This window comes from Curtobacterium sp. MCBD17_021 (assembly GCF_003234525.1).
Lineage (GTDB): Bacteria > Actinomycetota > Actinomycetes > Actinomycetales > Microbacteriaceae > Curtobacterium.
The window spans coordinates 139,754-159,041 of sequence record NZ_QKTS01000004.1; the positions used below are offsets into that span (position 1 = coordinate 139,754).

At 71.5% G+C, this 19,288-nt stretch carries 22 protein-coding genes; 15 read left to right on the forward strand and 7 right to left on the reverse strand.

All coding sequences use genetic code 11. The features are described 5' to 3' along the window. Window positions 1-32: 32 nt before the first annotated feature. From DEI83_RS05665 to DEI83_RS05695, 7 genes are all read left to right on the forward strand, one after another. On the forward strand, window positions 33-944 hold the full coding sequence (locus DEI83_RS05665) for an FKBP-type peptidyl-prolyl cis-trans isomerase (protein ID WP_111080804.1): 912 nt from the start codon (window positions 33-35) through the stop codon (window positions 942-944). Window positions 945-968: 24 nt separating this feature from the next. Continuing rightward, complete coding sequence (locus DEI83_RS05670; RefSeq protein WP_111080805.1) at window positions 969-2,048, forward strand: YafY family protein; 1,080 nt, start codon at window positions 969-971, stop codon at window positions 2,046-2,048. Continuing rightward, window positions 2,041-3,012, forward strand: a complete 972-nt coding sequence (locus DEI83_RS05675) for a YafY family protein (protein WP_111080806.1) — start codon at window positions 2,041-2,043, stop codon at window positions 3,010-3,012. Before DEI83_RS05670 ends, DEI83_RS05675 begins: the two co-directional genes overlap by 8 nt. Before the next feature lie 94 nt (window positions 3,013-3,106). Beyond that, window positions 3,107-3,859 (forward strand): twin-arginine translocase subunit TatC, encoded by a 753-nt coding sequence (tatC, locus tag DEI83_RS05680; RefSeq protein ID WP_111080807.1) that lies wholly within the window; start codon window positions 3,107-3,109, stop codon window positions 3,857-3,859. Next, the gene (locus tag DEI83_RS05685) at window positions 3,856-6,294 is read left to right on the forward strand and encodes an RNA helicase (protein WP_111080808.1); all 2,439 of its coding nucleotides are present in this window, start codon (window positions 3,856-3,858) and stop codon (window positions 6,292-6,294) included. The genes tatC and DEI83_RS05685 overlap by 4 nt, the downstream gene beginning before the upstream one ends. Before the next feature lie 32 nt (window positions 6,295-6,326). Next, window positions 6,327-7,886: an apolipoprotein N-acyltransferase gene (gene lnt, locus DEI83_RS05690; RefSeq protein WP_258371074.1), complete on the forward strand. Its 1,560-nt coding sequence runs from the start codon at window positions 6,327-6,329 to the stop codon at window positions 7,884-7,886. Window positions 7,887-7,998: 112 nt separating this feature from the next. After that, window positions 7,999-8,349: an RNA polymerase-binding protein RbpA gene (locus tag DEI83_RS05695; protein WP_111080809.1), complete on the forward strand. Its 351-nt coding sequence runs from the start codon at window positions 7,999-8,001 to the stop codon at window positions 8,347-8,349. 67 nt (window positions 8,350-8,416) lie between these two features. On the opposite strand, the gene DEI83_RS05700 is transcribed toward DEI83_RS05695, so the two are convergent. Together DEI83_RS05700 and DEI83_RS05705 are read right to left on the reverse strand one after the other, a co-directional pair. Next, a complete protein-coding gene (locus DEI83_RS05700; RefSeq protein WP_111080810.1) occupies window positions 8,417-9,580 on the reverse strand; it encodes an SPFH domain-containing protein in 1,164 nt (387 codons plus the stop codon). After that, on the reverse strand, window positions 9,577-10,050 hold the full coding sequence (locus DEI83_RS05705; protein WP_258371075.1) for an NfeD family protein: 474 nt from the start codon (window positions 10,048-10,050) through the stop codon (window positions 9,577-9,579). Before DEI83_RS05705 ends, DEI83_RS05700 begins: the two co-directional genes overlap by 4 nt. A 191-nt stretch (window positions 10,051-10,241) precedes the next feature. Between DEI83_RS05705 and DEI83_RS05710 the strand changes: the two genes are divergently transcribed. The 4 genes from DEI83_RS05710 (at window position 10,242) to DEI83_RS15830 (ending at window position 12,229) form a co-directional block, all read left to right on the forward strand. After that, entirely contained in the window at window positions 10,242-11,003 is a 762-nt protein-coding gene (locus tag DEI83_RS05710; RefSeq protein WP_111080812.1) for an SDR family oxidoreductase, read from the forward strand. 60 nt (window positions 11,004-11,063) lie between these two features. After that, window positions 11,064-11,516 carry an NUDIX hydrolase gene (locus DEI83_RS05715; RefSeq protein WP_111080813.1) on the forward strand — a complete coding sequence of 151 codons (453 nt, stop codon included), beginning with the start codon at window positions 11,064-11,066 and terminating at the stop codon, window positions 11,514-11,516. 157 nt (window positions 11,517-11,673) lie between these two features. Next, complete coding sequence (locus tag DEI83_RS05720; RefSeq protein WP_111080814.1) at window positions 11,674-11,952, forward strand: DUF4190 domain-containing protein; 279 nt, start codon at window positions 11,674-11,676, stop codon at window positions 11,950-11,952. 115 nt (window positions 11,953-12,067) lie between these two features. Continuing rightward, a complete protein-coding gene (locus DEI83_RS15830; protein WP_181431081.1) occupies window positions 12,068-12,229 on the forward strand; it encodes a hypothetical protein in 162 nt (53 codons plus the stop codon). 33 nt (window positions 12,230-12,262) lie between these two features. On the opposite strand, the gene DEI83_RS05725 is transcribed toward DEI83_RS15830, so the two are convergent. Beyond that, window positions 12,263-12,676, reverse strand: coding sequence for an arsenate reductase ArsC (locus DEI83_RS05725; RefSeq protein ID WP_111080815.1), 414 nt, complete (start codon window positions 12,674-12,676; stop codon window positions 12,263-12,265). A gap of 9 nt (window positions 12,677-12,685) precedes the next feature. Here DEI83_RS05725 and DEI83_RS05730 point away from each other — a divergent pair, with 9 nt between their 5' ends. Next, the gene (locus tag DEI83_RS05730) at window positions 12,686-12,931 is read left to right on the forward strand and encodes a hypothetical protein (RefSeq protein ID WP_146243243.1); all 246 of its coding nucleotides are present in this window, start codon (window positions 12,686-12,688) and stop codon (window positions 12,929-12,931) included. Between the two features lie 46 nt (window positions 12,932-12,977). Further along, entirely contained in the window at window positions 12,978-13,853 is an 876-nt protein-coding gene (locus DEI83_RS05735; protein ID WP_111080817.1) for a pentapeptide repeat-containing protein, read from the forward strand. Window positions 13,854-13,967: 114 nt separating this feature from the next. Here DEI83_RS05735 and DEI83_RS05740 read toward each other — a convergent pair whose 3' ends face one another. Next, the gene (locus DEI83_RS05740) at window positions 13,968-14,648 is read right to left on the reverse strand and encodes an SDR family NAD(P)-dependent oxidoreductase (RefSeq protein WP_111080818.1); all 681 of its coding nucleotides are present in this window, start codon (window positions 14,646-14,648) and stop codon (window positions 13,968-13,970) included. Window positions 14,649-14,765: 117 nt separating this feature from the next. Here DEI83_RS05740 and DEI83_RS05745 point away from each other — a divergent pair, with 117 nt between their 5' ends. Beyond that, on the forward strand, window positions 14,766-15,602 hold the full coding sequence (locus tag DEI83_RS05745) for a helix-turn-helix transcriptional regulator (RefSeq protein WP_111080889.1): 837 nt from the start codon (window positions 14,766-14,768) through the stop codon (window positions 15,600-15,602). 36 nt (window positions 15,603-15,638) lie between these two features. Here the strand turns inward: DEI83_RS05745 and dhaM are convergent, their stop codons facing one another. From dhaM to dhaK, 3 genes are all read right to left on the reverse strand, one after another. Further along, window positions 15,639-16,385: a dihydroxyacetone kinase phosphoryl donor subunit DhaM gene (gene dhaM / locus DEI83_RS05750; protein ID WP_111080819.1), complete on the reverse strand. Its 747-nt coding sequence runs from the start codon at window positions 16,383-16,385 to the stop codon at window positions 15,639-15,641. Then, on the reverse strand, window positions 16,382-17,008 hold the full coding sequence (dhaL, locus tag DEI83_RS05755; protein WP_111080820.1) for a dihydroxyacetone kinase subunit DhaL: 627 nt from the start codon (window positions 17,006-17,008) through the stop codon (window positions 16,382-16,384). The genes dhaM and dhaL overlap by 4 nt, the downstream gene beginning before the upstream one ends. 127 nt (window positions 17,009-17,135) lie before the next feature. Beyond that, on the reverse strand, window positions 17,136-18,137 hold the full coding sequence (gene dhaK / locus DEI83_RS05760) for a dihydroxyacetone kinase subunit DhaK (RefSeq protein WP_111080821.1): 1,002 nt from the start codon (window positions 18,135-18,137) through the stop codon (window positions 17,136-17,138). A gap of 346 nt (window positions 18,138-18,483) precedes the next feature. On the opposite strand from dhaK, the gene DEI83_RS05765 reads away from it, so the two are divergent. Beyond that, entirely contained in the window at window positions 18,484-19,209 is a 726-nt protein-coding gene (locus DEI83_RS05765; protein ID WP_111080822.1) for an MIP/aquaporin family protein, read from the forward strand. Window positions 19,210-19,288 lie beyond the last annotated feature (79 nt).

Consider the following 19,288-nt stretch of genomic DNA (forward strand, 5'->3'; position numbering starts at 1 on the left):
TGCCCGTCCTGCATCGAACGGAAAGAGGATCCGTGCGCACCATCCCCGCACTCGTGGTCACCATCGGACTCGTCGCCTCGCTGACGGCGTGCGCCGCCCCCGGTGCGGGAACGTCCAGCACGTGCGCACCCTCCGGCCGGGCGTCGGAGGCCGTCTCGGCCTCGGGTGCCTTCGGGTCGGAGCCGAAGGTGACCGTGCCCGCGGGCCTCACCGCCACCGGCACGCAGGTCTCGGTGCTCCGACAGGGCGACGGCCGCACCATCGGTGACGGCACCCCCGTCGTGCTCGAGTACACGCTCGTCGACGGCGCCACCGGCGAGGTCGCGCAGACCAGTGGGTACACCGGTGCCTCGACGCCGATCACGGCCGGCTCGACGAACGCCGGTGCGCTCGGCGAAGCGCTCGAGTGCGCACAGGTCGGCGACCGGCTCGCCGTGGTCCTCCCGAAGACGGCGCTCTCGGGTGGCGCCCCGAGCGGGTCCGGCGCCGAGGACGCCGCCGTCTTCGTCGTCGACGTGCAGCGCGCCTTCGACTCGCGCGCCACGGGGAGCCCCCAGCTCGCCGGTGACCGCATGCCGGCCGTGGTCCTCGCGCCCGACGGCGCGCCCGGCATCACCATCCCGTCGTGGTCGGCCCCGGAGGACGACGAGCAGCACCTGCTCCGCAAGGGCGACGGCGCGACGCTGACGGCCGAGGACACCGCGATCGTCAAGTACACCGCCGTCACGTGGGGGAGCAGCACGACCGACTCCACCGTCGCGGGGTCGAGCTGGACCGACGGCTCCGGCGCGCAGCCGCTGCCGTTGGCCGAGGGTCAGGTCGTGGACGGCATCCGGAACGCGCTGCTCGGGCGGCACGTCGGCGACCAGGTGCTCGCGATCGTCCACCAGCAGGGCGCCGCGTACGCGTACGTCATCGACGTGCTCGGCGCGATGCCGAGCTGACCTCCGGCTGCGTAGGATCGGCACGTGCCCACCACCCGTGCTCCCCGTGTGCCCGCCGAGGAACGGTTGTTCAGCCTCGTGCTCGCACTGCTGTCGACGGAGTCCGGGCTGACGAAGTCCGAGATCCTGGCGAACGTGCAGGGGTACCGGCAGCGGTACGCCCCGGGCGGTGACAACGCGTCGCTCGAGCGGCAGTTCGAGCGTGACAAGGACGACGTCCGCGAGCTCGGGATCCCGCTCGAGACCATCGAGACACCGGGGTCGGCGGGGAACAACCAGACCCTGCGCTACCGGATCCCGAAGGGCGAGTACGACCTGCCGCTCGACGTCCGGTTCACCCCGGACGAGTCCGCGCTGCTCTCGCTCGCCGCCATGGCGTGGCGTGAGGGCGCACTCTCGGCGGACTCCCGCCGCGGCCTGCTCAAGGTCCGCTCCGCCGGGTCGGAGGACGACGGCGCCGAGCACGAGGGTGCCGACGGTGCCTCGCCGATCGGCGCGTACGCACCGCGGCTCCGCACCCGGGACGCCGCCTTCGAGCCCCTGCGGTCCGCGCTCGACCGCGGTGCCGCCGTCCGCTTCGCCTACATCACGCCCGGACACCACGAGGCCCGGGTCCGTGAGCTCGCACCGCTCGCGCTCGTCCAGCACGGCGGCCGGTGGATGCTCGCCGCGCACGAGTTCGCCACGCGGTCGGAGAAGAACTACCTGCTGTCCCGCATCGTCGGACCGGTGACCCCGTTCGAGGTCGGGCAGCATCCCGCACCGGCCGACGCCGGGGAGCGTGCGCTCGCCGGGCTCGACCGGGTGTGGGCCGAGCGTACGGCGACGGTGCACGTCGTCCCGGGGTCGGACGCCGAGCGCCGCCTCACCCGTCGGCGGGACACCACGTCGACGACCGACGGCGAGCTGGTCATCCACCACGTCGACCCGCAGATCCTGGCCGAGGAGCTCGCGGCGTTCGGCCCCGAGGTCCGTGTCGTCGAGCCGGAGGACCTCCGCCAGCGTGTCGTCGAGCGGCTCCGCGTGCTCGTCGCCGACCACACCGGGGCGCCCGACCGTGCCACGGGGCACCGCACGGCACCGGACGGAGCGACACGTGGCTGACGCGCAACCCCTGCAGGCGCAGGACAAACTCGCCTTCCTGCTGGCCCTCGTGCCCTACCTCATCGACCGCGAACGCGTCTCCGTCGCCGAGGCCGCCCGGCACTTCGGCGTCCCCGAGGCCCGCATCCGTCGCGCCGTCGAACTCATCGCCGTGTCCGGGGTGCCCGGCGAGACCATGCAGTACCAGCACGGTGACCTGTTCGACATCGCGTGGGACGACTTCGACCAGAACGACATGATCGTCCTGACGAACCTCGTGGCGATCGACGATGCTCCCCGGTTGTCGGCGCGGGAGGCCTCGGCGCTCATCGCCGGCCTGCAGTACCTCTCCGCCCTGCCGGAGGCCGCGGACAAGGACGCCATCCGCGCGCTGATGGCGAAGCTGTCGCGTGGTGCCGGTGGCGCAGCGACGAACGTCGCCGTCGGCCAGGACCTGCACGACGCGGCCCTCACCGTGATCCGCGAGGCGATGTCCGGTCGACGCGGGCTGGTGTTCGAGTACGCCGGGCCGCGGACGCAGGGCAGCACCCGACGGGTCGACCCGCTGCGGGTCGAGTCGATCGACGCCGACTGGTACCTCCGTGCCTGGGACCTCGACCGGGCGGCGATCCGGACGTTCCGGCTCGACCGGATGTCCGGCGTGCGCGTGGACGACCGAGCCGCTGAACGCACCATCGAGGACGTCGTGCTGCCGGACACGCTCTTCCAGCAGAGCGCCCAGGACGTCATCGTCACGGTCGAACTCGACGCGTCGTCGCTGCCGCTCGTCGCCGACTTCCTCGCCGACACCGCGGACGCGCCGGACGCCGATGGTCGCGTACGCATCCGGCTGGCGGCGTCGGCCGGCTTCGACGGCGTCGTCCGGCTCGTGGCCGGGTTGCCCGGTCGGGCCGTGGTGATCGACCCACCGGCCGCCCGCCAGGCGGTCCGTGACTTCGCGTCGGCCGCTCTCGACATCCACTGAGAGACCGCTGCCGTAAGATCGGTGCATGGCTTCGACGACCGCGGGCGGGCGAGAGAAGCGGCAAGGGCGCCGACCGAAGGAACCCGAAGGCCGCATGTCCCTCGGTCAGCACCTGATCGAGCTGCGCAACCGCCTCTTCAAGGCCGTCGTCGCGGTCCTGGTGGCGGCGATCGGCGGCTGGTTCCTCACCCCGTTCGTGCTCGACGCGCTCCGCTCCCCGGTCACGCAGCTGGCCGAGGTCGGTGGGCACACCGCAGAGCTCAACTTCCCGATGATCACGGGCGCGTTCGACCTCCGGTTGCAGATCGCGATCACGATCGGCGTCGTCATCGCCAGCCCGGTCTGGTTGTACCAGATCTGGGCCTTCATCGTGCCGGCACTGGTCCGTCGCGAAAAGCAGTACGTCTGGGGCTTCCTCGGCACGGCGATCCCGCTGTTCTTCGCCGGATGCGCCTTCGGGTGGTACGTCCTGCCGCACATCGTCGGCATCCTCGGCAGCTTCGTGTCGGCGCAGGACACCTCGATCGTCGACGCGAAGGCCTACTACGACTTCGTCATCAAGCTCATCGTGGCGGTCGGCATCGCCTTCGTCCTGCCGGTGTTCCTCGTCCTGCTCAACTTCGTCGGGGTCCTGACGGCAGCCGCGATCGTCCGGTCGTGGCGCGTGGCGATCGTCCTGATCCTCGTCTTCACGGCGTTGGTCACACCGTCGGCCGACGTGCTGTCCATGTTCATCCTGGCCATCCCGATGGTCGTGCTCTACTTCGCGGCGTGCCTCGTCACGTGGTTGCACGACCGCCGTCTGGCGAAGCGTCAGGCGAAGCTCGACGAGGAGTACGGCCTGTGACCGAGACCAGCCTGAGTCCCGCCGAGCGGTTCGCCGCCGCGAAGGTCCGCCGTCGGTCGCGGAACCTCGAGCTGTTCCGGACCGACCTGCGGTTCGACCTCGACCCGTTCCAGTTCGCCGCGTGCGACGCCGTCGACCGCGGCAACAGCGTGCTCGTGGCCGCGCCGACCGGCGCCGGCAAGACGATCGTGGCGGAGTTCGCGATCTGGCTGGCCATGCGGCAGCCGACGGCGAAGGTCTTCTACACCACGCCGATGAAGGCGCTGAGCAACCAGAAGTACGCCGAGCTCGTGCAGGCGTACGGCGAGACCGAGGTCGGACTCCTCACCGGCGACACGAACGTCAACCCCCGGGCCCGCGTCGTCGTGATGACGACCGAGGTCCTGCGGAACATGATCTACGCCGACTCGGACCTGCTCGACGACCTGGCGTGGGTCGTGCTCGACGAGGTGCACTACCTCGCCGACCGCTTCCGTGGTGCGGTCTGGGAAGAGGTCATCCTGCACCTGCCGACCGAGGTCCGCCTGGTGTCGCTCTCCGCCACGGTGAGCAACGCCGAGGAGTTCGGCGACTGGCTGCAGACGGTCCGCGGCGACACCGACGTCATCGTGTCCGAGGACCGCCCGGTCCCGCTCGAGCAGCACGTGCTCGTCGGGAACAAGATGGTCGACCTGTTCGACTCGTCCGGTGCCGCGGCGACCAACCGGGTGAACCCGGAACTCCTCCGGCTCGTCGGCGGCGCGAACCGACACGGCACGAACGGCCCACGCGGTCGCCGGGGCCGCCCGGTGTACCCGGACCGACGCGGACCGCGCACGGAGAAGGCGCACCGCGAGCAGATCGCGAAGATGCTCGACGAGCGCATGCTCCTGCCCGCGATCTTCTTCGTGTTCAGCCGGAACGGCTGCGACCAGGGCGTCCGGCACGTCGTGCGCTCCGGTCTGTCGCTGACCACGGCGGACGAGCGTCGCGAGATCCGCGAGACGGCGGAGTACCACTGCCGCACCCTGCTCGACGAGGACCTGGCGGTGCTCGGCTACTGGGAGTGGTTGGAAGGACTCGAGCGCGGGGTCGCCGCCCACCACGCGGGTCTGCTGCCCGCGTTCAAGGAGGTCGTCGAGGACCTCTTCCAGCGCAAGCTCCTCAAGGTCGTCTTCGCCACCGAGACCCTGGCGCTCGGCGTCAACATGCCCGCGCGCACGGTCGTGCTCGAGAAGCTCGAGAAGTTCAACGGCGAGGCCCGGGTCCCGATCACGCCGGGGGAGTACACGCAGCTCACCGGTCGTGCCGGGCGCCGCGGCATCGACGTCGAGGGCCACTCGGTCGTGCAGTGGTCGGACGGGTTGGAGCCGCAGGCCGTCGCGTCCCTCGCGAGCCGTCGGACCTACCCGCTCAACTCGTCGTTCAAGCCGACGTACAACATGGCCGTGAACCTCATCGAGCAGTTCGGCCGCGACCGCACGCGTGAGGTCCTCGAGACGTCCTTCGCGCAGTTCCAGGCCGACCGCTCGGTGGTCGACCTGGCCCGCAAGGTCCGGTCGCAGCAGGAGTCCCTCGACGGGTACCAGAACGCCATGCAGTGCCACCTCGGCGACTTCACCGAGTACGCCGCACTCCGCCGTCGGCTCTCCGACCTCGAGCGCTCGAACGTCCCCGGCGGCCGCGAGGCCTCGCACGGGGCGCGTCAGGACCGCCAGGCGGCCATCAGCGAGGTGCGCCGACAGCTCCAGCGGCACCCCTGCCACGCCTGCCCGGACCGCGAGGCCCACGCTCGCTGGGCCGAGCGCTGGTACAAGCTCAAGCGCACCAACGACAAGCTCGTGCAGCAGATCCGCTCCCGGACGGGCGCCGTGGCGACCACGTTCGACCGCGTGACCGAGGTGCTCCTCACACTGGGGTACCTGGTGCAGGACGAGCACGGCGACGTCACGGTCGCGGCCGGCGGTCGTCGCCTCCAGCGCATCTACGGTGACCGCGACCTGTTGGTCGCCGAGTGCCTGGAGGCCGGGGTCTGGAAGGACCTCACGCCGGCCCAGCTCGCCGGGATGGCGGCGACGATCGTCTACCAGCCGCGCCGGGAGGACGCCCCGGGCACCGAGCACGCGGTACCGCGTGGTGCCTTCCGCCCCGCCCTGGACGAGACGCTGACGATCTGGGCGCGCCTGGACGACGTCGAGCGGGACGCCCGGCTCGCCGGCTCCGAGCCGCCGACTCCGGCGATCGCGCTCGGCATGTTCCGCTGGGCCTCCGGCTCGCCGCTCGACGACGTCCTCCGCTCCCTCGACCTGGCCGCCGGCGACTTCGTCCGTTGGTCGAAGCAGGTCATCGACCTCCTCGACCAGATCCGCAACGCGGGCGACCCGGACCTCGCGCAGACCGCCCGTCGTGCCACCGACGCGGTCCGCCGCGGCATCGTCGCCTACGCGACGGTCTGACGGGAGGCCCGGTGACGGTCGTCGAGACAGCCGTGCGTCCGCCGCGTGCGGTGGCCCGGAGGGGTGCTCCCGCGCCCGACGGCGCGGGAGAGTTCGCCGCTCTGCCGCTCGGGCAGGCGTTCGGGCTGTCGGTCGTCGGCGGACTCCTCTTCGCGCTGTCCTTCCCGGCACCGGGCTGGTGGTTCCTCGCCTACCCGGCGGTGGCGTGTCTGCTGCTGGCGGCCGCCGGGCAACGCGCCCGCCGTGCCTCGTGTCTCGGGTTCGTCGCCGGTGTCGCGTTCTGGGTGCCGGCGATCTCGTGGGCGGGCCGGTACCTCGGTCCGGTGCCCTGGTTCGCCCTGGCCCTGCTCCAGGCCGCGCTCTTCGCGCTCGGGACGGTCGCCATCGCGCTCGCGTACCGCTGGGTGGCCCGGGTGGTGACCTCGACCGCCGGACGGGTGTGGGGCCTCCCGGCGGTGGTCGCAGCCCTGTGGACCGGACGCGAGTGGTTCTCGGGCAGCTGGCCCTACGGCGGCTTCTCCTGGGGCCGCGTCGGCCTGTCGCAGTCGCAGGGGCCGTTCACGCACCTCGCGGCGTACGTCGGCGTCCTGGGCCTGAGCTTCGTCGTGGTCTACTGCGTCGCCGTGGTCGTCTCGCTCGGCCTGGTCCGGGGTCTCCGACTGCCGATGCGGGTGGCGACGGCGGGCCTGCTCGTGTCGGCCGTCCTCGCCGTGCCCGCGTGGCCGACCGCAGTCGACGGCACGGTCCGGGTCGAGTCGGTGCAGGGCAACGGTCCGGCCGGCTACTTCGACGGCGCTGCTCCGGGCGACGTCCTGCGGTCGCAGGTCGCAGCGACCGACGTCGCCGCGCGCGGGGTCGACCTCGTGGTGTGGCCGGAGGCCGCCGCCGAGTACGACCCGCGACGCGAACCGGTCATCGCCGCCGCCCTCGACGCGGTGGTGGAGAGCGTCGGCGCCCCGCTCGTCACCGGTGCCGTCACGCAGACCTCGACCGGGGTCCTGCACAACACGTCGTTCGTGTGGGACGCCGACGGCTGGCAGGCCTCGTACGACAAGAAGCGTCCGGTGCCGTTCGGTGAGTACGTCCCGGACCGGTGGTTCTACGCCAAGCTCGCCCCGTCGCTCATCGGTCTGCTGCAGCGTGACTACACGCCCGGCACGAAGCCGAACGTCCTGCCGGTCGCCGGCATCCGTGCCGGTGTGATGATCTGCTTCGACGTGGTCGACGACGGTCTCACGGCCGACCTCGCGCGCGGGGGAGCGCAGGTGATCCTGGCGCAGACGAACAACGCCGACTTCGACGGGACCGACGAGAACCTCCAGCAGCTCGAGATCGCACGGATGCGGGCCGTCGAGACCGGCCGTTCGCTCGTGAACATCTCGACCGTCGGTGCCTCGCAGGTGATCGACCCGAGTGGTCGGACGATCGACCGCGTGCCGGCCTACACCGCGACGTCGATGGTGACCGACGTCCCGCTCGGCACCTCGACCACGCCCGCGACCGTGGCGTCGGGCAGCATCACCCTCGTGCTCTCCCTCGGCGGACTGCTCGTCCTGCTCGCCTGTGCTCCGTGGGGACGGCGCTCGCGCTGACCGCCCGCAGTCGCCGCGCCGCGCACTGGGAACCGACTGTGAATGCCACCCGCCCGGAACGAAAGGCGGGTGGTGTGGGTTGGACCGGAGGAACGAGCGAGAGGAGTCGGACATGGCTGATCGGAGTCTCCGAGGCATGCGGCTCGGGAGCCAGAGCCTCCAGAGTGAGGACGGTGTCGAGCTCTCCGAACGGAAGCGGGCCGTCTACCAAGCGGCGTCGGGTGAGACCTTCGACGTGGTCTTCTCCGCCGAGGCAGAGGTCCCGGCCATCTGGTCGGACCCGCGCACCGGACACGAGGGCCGTCTGCTCGGCGACGACGGTGTCCCCGTCGAGGTCGCCGCAGAGGACGTGAAGGCACCGAGGACCCACTGGGACATGCTGCTCGAGCGGCGGTCCCGCGAAGAACTCGAGGAGTTGCTGCAGGAGCGACTGCAGTTCCTCCGTGCTCGTCGCGGCGCCTAGGCACCGCGCAGCACACACCACGACGGCCCGCTCCCCATCGGGGGAGCGGGCCGTCGTCATGTGACCGTCAGTCCTTCGGGGCGCCGTCGGACCCGAACGCCGCGTCCGCCGCACGGTCGGCTTCCGACAGGCGGGCGTCGACGCTGCGGTCGGACTCGGCCAGGCGGTCGTCGAGCTCGGACGGCGGCACGATGTCGGCCACCGACGCGTCAGCCGCCGGCGCACCGGAACGGGCGGACCCGTCGGCAGCCGCCGTGTTCGCCAGGCTCTCGTTCGCGAGCTTCGAGATGCGCGAGAGGAAGTCGGCTCCGGCAGCACCACCGGTGGCCGGGCCGCTGCCGGAGCGCGGCGCCGTGAAGCCCTTCGCGATGCCGGAGAGTGCCTCGGTGAACTCGCTCGGGATCATCCAGAGCTTGTTCGACGTCCCCTCGGCGATCTTCGGGAGGGTCTGCAGGTACTGGTAGGACAGGAGCTTCTCGTCCGGGTCGCCCGCGTGGATGGCGTCGAAGACCGTGGCGATGGCCTGCGCCTCACCCTCGGCGCGCAGGACCTGCGCCTTCGCGTCACCCTCCGCCGCGAGGATCGCGGCCTGCCGCTGGCCTTCGGCCTCGAGGATGGCGGACTGCTTGGTGCCCTCGGCCTGCAGGATCGCGGCACGTCGGCTGCGCTCCGCACGCAGCTGCTGCTCCATGGCGTCCTGGATCGACACGGGCGGCTCGATGGCCTTCAGCTCGACCCGGCCGACGCGGATGCCCCACTTGCCGGTCGCCTCGTCGAGCACGACGCGGAGCTGACCGTTGATGTTGTCCCGGCTGGTCAGGGCCTCTTCCAGGTTGAGCCCACCGACCACGTTGCGGAGTGTGGTCGTCGTCAGCTGCTCGACGGCACCGAGGTAGTTCGCGATCTCGTACGTGGCGGCGCGGGCGTCGGTCACCTGGAAGTAGACGACCGTGTCGATCGACACGACCAGGTTGTCCTCGGTGATCACCGGCTGCGGCGGGAACGAGACGACCTGTTCGCGCATGTCGAGGAGCGGGCGGAGCCGGTCGATGAACGGCACCAAGAGGTTCAACCCGGGGTTGAGGGTCTTGTGGTACTTCCCGAGGCGCTCGACGATGCCCGCCGTGGCCTGGGGGACGATCCGGACCGCCTTGGACAGCACGACGATCACGAACACGACGAGGACGGCGATCAGGACGAGGAGCACGATCGTCCCGGTGGAGAGGGTCATTGGGCAGCCTTCTGTTCGATGCGGACGACGGCGGTGGAGCCCTCGATGGACTCGACGACCACGCGGGTGCCGAGCGGTGGGGTGCGGTCGACGGCTCCCGGGGCGAAGCGGGCGCTCCAGGTCTCGCCGTTCGCGAGGCGGACCTGACCGGGCGCGGAGGAGGTGAAGGCGAGGGCGACGGTGCCGGCCATCCCGACCAGGCCCTCCACACCGGTGCGGTGCGGGTCGGCACCACGGTTCAGCGCCTGCAGCACGCGAGGGCGGACGACGGCGAGCAGCAGCAGTGCGAGCACGGCGGCGATGATGGCCGAGAGCCACCACGGGGCACCGAGCAGGGCGGCGACCAGACCGCCGGCGGCCCCCGCCGCGAGCATGAGGAAGACGAAGTCGAGGGTGAACACCTCGACCACCCCCAGGACCAGCACCAGTGCGATCCACACGATCACCTGGGTCCATTCCGAGACGGTCACGCGGATCTCCCTCCCTCTGATCGCGCACGGCCTTCGCTGCGTCGCGACGTCCGGTGTTGTCGCGTCCAACGTACCAGCGGGTACCGGCGGGGTCGGGTCCGTCAGGCCCGCGGCCTCCGACGCGCCTTGGTAGGCTCGACGCCGCCCGGGACGACCAGGACCGGCGCCGCCCCACGACAGGAGACACCACTGTGAGCAGCCCCCTCGCCCCCGGATCCCTCGACGGCACGCGCGCCCTCGTCACCGGTTCCTCCCGCGGCATCGGCGCCGACACGGTGGGGTACCTGGCCGAGGCGGGGGCCAAGGTCGTCGTCAACTACCGCAACAAGGCCCGCCGTGCGGAGCAGATCGCCGAGAAGATCGTCGCCGGCGGGGGAGCGGCGCTCGCCCTCGGCGCCGACCTCACCGATCACGAATCGGTCCAGGCGATGGTCGACGCCGTCGTGCAGGAGTGGGGCGGCATCGACCTCCTGGTGCTGAACGCCTCGGGCGGCATGGAGTCCGGCATGGGCGACGACTACGCGCTCCGGCTCAACCGGGACGCGCAGGTCGACATGCTCCAGACCGCCGTCCCGCACATGCCCGCCGGCTCCCGCGTCGTGTTCGTCACGAGCCACCAGGCCCACTTCGTCGACACCGCCGAGACGCTGCCGGAGTACGTCCCGGTCGCGAAGAGCAAGCGCGCCGGTGAACTGGCCCTCCGCGAACTCCTGCCGCAGCTCGAGGCCGCCGGCATCGAGTTCGTCACGGTCTCCGGCGACATGATCGAGGGCACCATCACGGCGACCCTCCTCAACCGCATCAACCCCGGCGCGATCGAGGGGCGTCGCGAGGCCGTCGGCAAGCTGTACAGCGTGTCCGAGTTCGCGGCCGAGATCGCCCTCGCGGCCGTCGAACCGATCCCGGCGGACCACACGAAGCTCGTCGGGGACGTCAGCTCCTTCACGAACTGACGCTCCGGCCCTGCCGGTCGCACCTCGCGGGCGGCGCACCCGGCCGCTAGCGTCGGTGCCGTGACTGCTGCACACGGCCTGCGTCGGACCTCCCGGATCCTCCTGCTCGACCCCGAGGGGCGCGTCTTCCTGATGGACACGAAGGCACCGTCCTCGGACGGTGCGCACCGCTGGATCACCCCGGGCGGCGGCGTCGACCCGGGGGAGTCCCACCGGGAGGCGGCGGTGCGGGAACTCCGCGAGGAGACAGGCCTCGTCATCACGGACCCGGGTGAGCCGGTGTGGTCCTGGGACTTCGCGGTCACGTGGGACGAGGCCGACCACGACCGTGGGCACGCCGAGTTCTACGTGGTCCGGACGCCCGGGTTCGAGCTCTCCGACGCCGAGTGGACCGACGACGAGCGGGTCGACATCCTCGCGTCGCGGTGGTGGACGGCGGACGAGCTCGAGGCGACCGACGAGCCGTTCGAGCCGGCGGAGCTCCCGGACCTCGTCCGGCGCCACGGACGCTGACGGAGTCGCACCGACGGCCGGCACGTTGCTGGGACGACCGGTCTGCCCCCAGTTCGTGGGTGCCTCCGCCGCTTTCCGGACACCGGTTCACCGTGTCAGTACGTTCAGAGTCGACCAATCGTCAGCGACCTGACGTCATCCTCGCACCGGAGTCATCATGACCAACACCACCAACCCGTACCAGAGCACGGCCCAGAGCAGCCAGAAGTTCAGCACGCTCGCGATCGTCGGTTTCGTGCTCGCCTTCGTCATCAACATCGCGGGTCTCGTCGTCAGCCTCATCGCCCTGTCGCAGATCAAGCGCACGGGGGAGCGTGGCCGCGGCCTCGCGATCGCCGGTGTGGTCATCTCCGTCCTGTCGCTCGTCATCGGCGTCTTCTCGTCGATCGCGTTCTTCAACGCGGCCGCGAACATGAACACGGCGCTCGGCTTCTGACCTCCTGCGGTCGAACCGACGGGAGGCCCGTGGCGGAACGTCGCCACGGGCCTCCCGTCTGTCCGTCGACACGTCCCTGCGACCGCCGGGGCCTGCGCGGCGTAGCGTCGGCGCCATGACGTACAGCCAGCCGGATCCGGCAGAAGAGACCACGCAGGCCGACGAACCCCAGCAGCCCGACACGGACCAGACCGTGGAGGAGCAGGGCGAGGAGGGCGCAGCCCTCGAGATCGACAGCTCGGACGTGCCGACCTCGTCCGACGACTCGTCGAACTAGGGCAGCACACCCACGGACGCCTGGCAGCGGCGCTCAGACGAGCGTCGTCACCAGGCGTTCGACGCGTCCGCGGATGTCGTCGCGGATCGGACGGACGTCTTCGAGCGGCAGGCCGGCCGGGTCGCTGAGCTCCCAGTCCTCGTAGCGCTTGCCGGGGAACACCGGACAGGCGTCTCCACAGCCCATGGTGACGACCACGTCGGCGTTGCGGACGGCATCGGTCGTCAGGATGGCCGGGGTCTGACCGACGATGTCGACGTCGACCTCGTGCATGGCGGCGACGGCGACCTGGTTCACCTGGTCCGCCGGCTCGGACCCGGCGGAGAAGACGTCGATGCGGTCACCCGCGATCGCGCGCAGGAACCCCGCGGCCATCTGTGACCGTCCGGCGTTGTGCACGCACACGAACAGGACGGCGGGCTTCTGGTCGGTCGTTCCGGTGCTCATGAGGTGATTGTGCCGCACTCGCGTCACCTCTGGCTGCGCGCCGATAATGCATATTATGTCAACTCGGACCCGCCGAGCCGCGAGGGGTGGCGGATTCGTCACTCCCCTTTCCCCGGCAACATCGCGCAGTGGCTGCACCACCGGGACGGCTTCGGGCTGGACACCGACACGAAGCGTTTCGTCCGACTGCTCTTCCAGCCCGTGCTGATCGCCGTCGCGCTCTGGGCGACGAACGCACTCCGGACGCGGCGCTGACCCCCGCGGACGGCGCCGCTCGCGCCGCTGTGTAGCCTCGTCCCCGATGACGACACGCACCCGGGTCACCCTCGGCCGCCGCGAGGACCTCGGTGCCGACTGCGCGAACTGCTTCGGCCTCTGCTGCGTCGCGCTGGCCTTCACCCGGTCCGTCGACTTCCCCGTCGACAAAGCCGCCGGTGACCCGTGCACGAACCTCGACGGAGCCGACGGCTGCACCATCCACCCGCGGCTGCGGGCCGAGGGATTCCGAGGGTGCACGGTCTTCGACTGCTCCGGCGCCGGGCAGAAGGTCTCGCGCCACACCTTCGCGGGTCGGTCCTGGCGGGACGACGACGCCACTCGCCAGGCGATGTTCGCGACGTTCCCGGTCGTGCGGCGGCTGCACGAACTGCTCCGGTACCTCGACGAGGCGATCACGATCACCCCTGCAGACACGGACGCCGAACCGCTGACACGGAACTTCGAGCGCGTCCGTGGGCTCAGTGACGCCGACCCGGACACGATCCTCGGCATCGACGTCGACGCCGAGTACGACGCCGCACGACCGCTGTTGCTCGAGGCGAGCCGGAGCGCGCGGGCCCTCGCCCGTGGCGGGGACGGCCGCGACACCCGAGCCGACGAGCGTCGCGTCGGCCGCTTCCGGGTCGGCCCCGGCGCCGACCTCGTGGGCGCCGACCTCCTGCGAGCGGACCTGCGGGGCGCGAGCGTCCGCGGCGCGCTGCTCATCGGGGCCGACCTCACCGGCGCGGACCTTCGCTCGTGCGAGTTCATCGGTGCCGACCTCCGAGACGCCGACCTGTCCGGTGCGGACCTCCGCAGGGCGGTCTTCCTCACCCAGATGCAGGTGAACGCGGCACGAGGTGACGCCGACACCCGGCTCGACGACGGCTTTCAGCGGCCGACCCACTGGGGCGGCTGAGGCCGCCGGCCGGTCCGTGTGTCACTCCGACACGGCTCCGCCGGACCGATGCCGGACGGGAGGCGCGTGGCGAGCCCGCCACGCGCCTCCCGGCCGTCCGGCCCGGCGTCGAGGTCAGTAGTCGATGCGCCCGTGCCGGTTGTGGAACTCCCCCGTCGGCCCGTCCGGGCCGACGAGCGCCAGCGCGACGGTCGCGTCCGTCCCCTCGGTGACCGTCTGGTGACCGGAGTGACCGTTGAAGTCGGTCGCCGTGTAGCCCGGGTCGCTGACGTTGACGCGGAAGGTCGGCAGGTTCTTCGCGTACTGCACGGTCAGGGCGATGACGGCTGCCTTCGAGGCCGCGTACGGGATCATCGGCACCGGGAACTCGTCGTGGCCCGGCGTGCTGAGGAACCGCGGCCAACCGACCCCGGACGCGACGTTCACGATGACCGGGTTGCCCGAGGCACGCAGCAGCGGCAGGGCGGCCTGGGTCACGCGGACGATGCCGGTGACGTTCGCCTCGAGGACGGTCGTCATCGCCTCGGCGGTCAGGTCGTCGACGCCGTACGAGGTGCCGCTGATCCCGGCGTTGTTTACGAGGACGTCGAGGGCGGGGACGGACGCGAACGCGGCGTCGACGCTCGCCTGGTCGGTGACGTCGAGCTGGACGACGGAGGCACCGAGGGAGCGGACGGCGTCGGCGTCGTCGGGGTCGCGGACGCCGGCGATCACGGTGTGGCCGGCCTCGACGAGGCGGCGGGCGGTCTCGAGTCCGAGGCTGCGGTTCGCCCCGGTGATGAGTGTGGTGGTCATGTGCCCATCGTGCTCGCTGCCGGGGCGCTCCCCCAGGCACCCCTCGACGTGCTGCCCGGCCGACGGGAGGACTGCGAGTACCACGGTCCGGACCGGGATCCGCGCGAGGATGGGCACATGAGCGAGTTCGCGGACGTCCTACGGTCCTGGCGTGACCGGGTCACCCCCGCCGAGGTGGGGCTCCCGGCCGGAGCGGGGCGCCGCACGGCGGGCCTCCGGCGCGAGGAGTTGGCGGCGCTCGCCGGGGTGAGCGTCGACTACGTCGTCCGGCTCGAGCAGGGGCGAGCGACGAACCCGTCACCGCAGCTGCTCTCGGCACTCGCCACCGCACTGCGACTGACCGAGCAGGAACGCGACCACCTGTTCCGCGTCGCCGGCGCCGCTCCCCCGGCCCGCGGCCTGGTCCCCCGGCACATCACGCCGGGCGTGCAGCGGATCGTCGACCGCCTGTCCGACGTGCCCCTCGCCGTGTTCACCGCCAGTCACGACCTGCTGTACCGGAACGACCTGTGGGCCGCGGCCACCGGGGACGGCGACCGTTGGCAGGGACGGTCGGCGAACCTGGTCTGGCAGTTCTTCACGGACGGGCACGACGGGGTTGACTTCGATGACGAGCACGCCGAGGCGTTCGCGTCGGACCTCGCAGCCGACCTGCGGAGCGCGATCGGTCGGTACCCTGCCGACCGACAGCTCGCCGAACTCGTCCACGACCTCCGGGCGACGAGCCCGGAGTTCGAGCGGCGCTGGGGTGAGGCCCGGATCGCCGAGCACCGGACGAGCCGGAAGACCCTGCGGACGCCGGTCGGACCGATCGAGGTCGACTGCGACACACTGTCGGTGCCGGGCAGCGATCTGCGGATCGTCGTCTACACGGTCGTGCCGGGCAGCGACGACGCATCGCGGCTCGACCTGCTGCGCGTCACCGGACTGCAGTCCGTCGCCACGAGCGGCTAGCAGCACCGCCCACCTGCGGGCACCGTTCGGTCGGGGCTACTCGCCGAAGCCCGAGCGGACGAGTGCGATGAGCTCGTCGACGGCGTCCTGCGCGTCCGCCCCGGACGCCTCCACCGTGACCGACGCGCCCTTCGGGAGCGCGAGCGCCATGATCGCGAGGAGGCTCTTCGCGTCGACGCCGTTCACCCGGACGACCGCTTCGTGCCGCGCGGCCGCCTTGACGAACTCGGCGGCGGGGCGCGCGTGCAGACCGGACTCGTTGACGAGCTCGGCAGTGGCGGAGGCGTCCACCTCATCACCGGCACTGCTGTCTGCCGCGGGTACCGGGCCTCCCGGCTCGTCCGGACGGGAGGCTCCCCCGCCGTCCGCCACGTCACTGCGGTCGGCGGGACCGGCCGCCCCGGTGCCGCCCGCGGTCGAGGCCGCCGCGAGCACGGCCGCGACGTCACCGCCGGTCTGCGCTGCGACGGCCGCGGCCACGGTGCCTTCGACCAGCGGCGCGTCGGAGACGTGGACGCGTGCGCGGAGATCGTCGTCGAGGAAGTCGAGCGCGGTGTCCGTGGTCAGGTAGGCGGAGCCGAGGTCGCAGAGGACCACGACCGCGTCGGCGTCGGCCAACCCCGTGATCGCGTCGGTGATCGCCTCGAACGACGTGCCGATGCCACCGTCGTCCGTCCCGCCGGCCGCAGCGAGTGCGACGTCCGGGGCCATCTGTCGCGCGATCTCGACGGTCCCCTCGGCGACGCGGGCGCTGTGCGAGACGACGAGGACCCCGACGCTCATGCCGCGTCCACCGCGGCGCGCAGGACGTAGGCGCTCGACTGGGCGCCCGGGTCGCGGTGCCCCACCGCCCGCTCCCCGAGGTAGCTCGCGCGGCCTTTCCGGGCGACCAGGGCGTCGGTCGAGGCGGCGCCGGTGGCGGCGGCGTCGGCTGCAGCCGCCAGGACCTGCTCGGGCGTCTCCCCCGCCGCTGCCGATGCGGCCGCCGCGTCGACGGCTGGCGTCCAGGCGTCGACCATGGTCTTGTCGCCGACTTCTGCCTTGCCACGCGAGACCACGCCGTCACGGGCCGCGGCGAGCACGGCCACCAGGGTGTCCGCGTCGAGTTCGGCAGCGTCACCGGCGGCCTGCGCGGCCTTGAGGTACGCCGTGCCGAACAGCGGACCCGCAGCACCACCGACCGTCGAGATGAGCTTGGTCGCGACGAGCTTGAACACGGCGCCCGGGGTCTCCGGTGTCGCGTCGCCGAGGGCCTCGACCACCGCACGGAACCCGCGGTCCAGGTTCTCGCCGTGGTCACCGTCGCCGATCTCGCGGTCGAGTGTGATCAACTCCGCCCGGTGTTCGTCGATGGTGGCGGCGGTGCGGCGGACCCAGTCGATGGCCCATGCGGTGTCGAGCGACAAGGTGTGTCCCTTCGTGCGGCCGACGGGGTCGGCGTCGTGAGCGGTGGCGTCATGCTGGTGGTGCGCGGCGGTGTTGCGTGTCGGACGTTGCGTGCTGCCCGTTGCCGCTGGTCGGTGCTGACGGGTGTCAGCGCCCCCAACGGAGTGCCGGCGTCTCGACCGGCGCGTCCCAGAGGGCGGTGAGGTCCTCGTCGAGCACCGTGACGGTGATCGAGAACCCCTGCATCTCGAGGGACGTGACGTAGTTGCCGACCAGGCTACGCGCGACCTCGTGCCCGCGATCCGACAGGACCTCGACCGCGCGTCGGTACGCGATGTAGAGCTCGGACTGCGGCGTCCCGCCCATGCCGTTCACCAGGACCAGCAGCTGCGACCCGGACGGAGCATCGAGGTCGGTGAGGATCGGCTCGAGCACCCGGTCGACCAGTTCGTCGGCAGGGGCCATCGGGATCCGCTCGCGGCCGGGCTCGCCGTGGATACCGATGCCGAGTTCGACCTCGTCGTCCGCCAGGGTGAACGACGGCTCGCCGGCGTGCGGCACCGTCCCGGACGACAGCGCGAGGCCCATCGAGCGCGTCATCTCGTTGACCCGCCGGGCCACGGCAGCGACGGCGTCGAGGTCGTCACCGCGCTCGGCTGCCGCTCCCGCGCACTTCTCCACCACGACGGTGCCGGCGACGCCGCGGCGACCCGCGGTGAACAGCGAGTCCTGGACGGCCACGTCGTCGTCCACGACCACGCTTTCCACCCGCACGTCGTCCATCGCGGCGAGCTCGGCGGCGGTCTCGAAGTTGAGGACGTCCCCGGTGTAGTTCTTCACGATGTGCAGCACGCCCGCTCCCCCGTCGACGGCCTTCGTGGCAGCGACGATCGGGTCCGGGGTCGGGCTGGTGAACACCGGACCCGGGACGGCGGCGTCGAGCATGCCGTACCCCACGAAGCCGCCGTGCAAGGGCTCGTGGCCACTGCCACCACCGCTGACGATGCCGACCTTCCCCTGGACCGGGGCGTCCCGGCGGTGCAGGTGGACCGGGTCCTCGACGAGCACCACGTGCTCGGCGTGGGCGAGGGCGAAACCACGGACGGTCTCGATGACGACGGCCTGCGGGTCGTTGATGAGCTTCTTCATGCTGCGCCTCCACGGGTGTGACTCGGGTGAGACACCGGTCCGCAGCCCGCACACCGCCGACGTCGTCCGGAGTCGGCTCACTGTACCGCCGTGGGGTGCGGGCACCAGGGGCAGTTCCGGGTGCCTGTGCCGTCGGACTGCACATCCGTGCACGGGCCCGTCGGCTCGGACACTCCCGCACCAGTGCGGGTATCCACCGCAGGTGCACGTCCGTTCACTTTCACGCTGCTGGCGTCCGTGTCCCCCACATCGGGGAAAAGCCCAGCACTATGCTCGGGCTCAATCACTCGACGGGGAGTGCCGGTGCTCAGGCCGGGCCCCCGAACACAGCAAATCGGAGGTACCGATGGACGGCATCGGCGTCAATTTCATGTCTGAGCTCGTCGGGACGGCGATGCTCATCATCCTGGGTGGCGGTGTGGTCGCCGCGGTCTCGCTCACGAAGTCGAAGGGCTTCGGCGCCGGCTTCCTCATGGTCACGATCGGGTGGGGCTTCGCGGTCTTCGCCGGCGTCACCGTCTCGTACAAGTCCGGCGGCCAGCTCAACCCCGCGGTCAGCCTCGCCCAGGCGATCCTCGGCAACATCAGCGTCGGCGAGATGCTCCTCTACTGGCTCGCCCAGCTCATCGGCGCGATCATCGGTGCGGTCATCGTCTGGCTCGCCTACAAGCAGCACTTCGACGCCGAGCCCGACGCAGCCGCGAAGCTCGGCGTCTTCTCGACCGGCCCGGCCATCCGCAGCTACGGCTGGAACGTCGTCACCGAGATCATCGGCACGTTCGTCCTCGTCTTCGTGGTCATCGCCTTCACGAACGGTCAGACCCCGGCCGAGCTCGGCGCGATCCCCGTCGCCTTCCTCGTGATCGCGATCGGTGTCTCGCTCGGTGGCCCGACCGGCTACGCCATCAACCCGGCCCGTGACCTCGGTCCGCGCATCGCCCACGCCATCCTGCCGATCAAGGGCAAGGGCACGAGCGACTGGTCCTACGCCTGGGTCCCGGTCGTCGGCCCGCTCGTCGGTGGTGCCCTCGCCGCCGTCGTCTCCGGTGCGCTCCTCCCGATGGTGTCCTAGCACCGAGCGAGCCCCGGCACCACCAGCGCGTCCGCCGCGCTCTCCCACCTGCACCACCCACGCGGCCGGGTCGACCCGG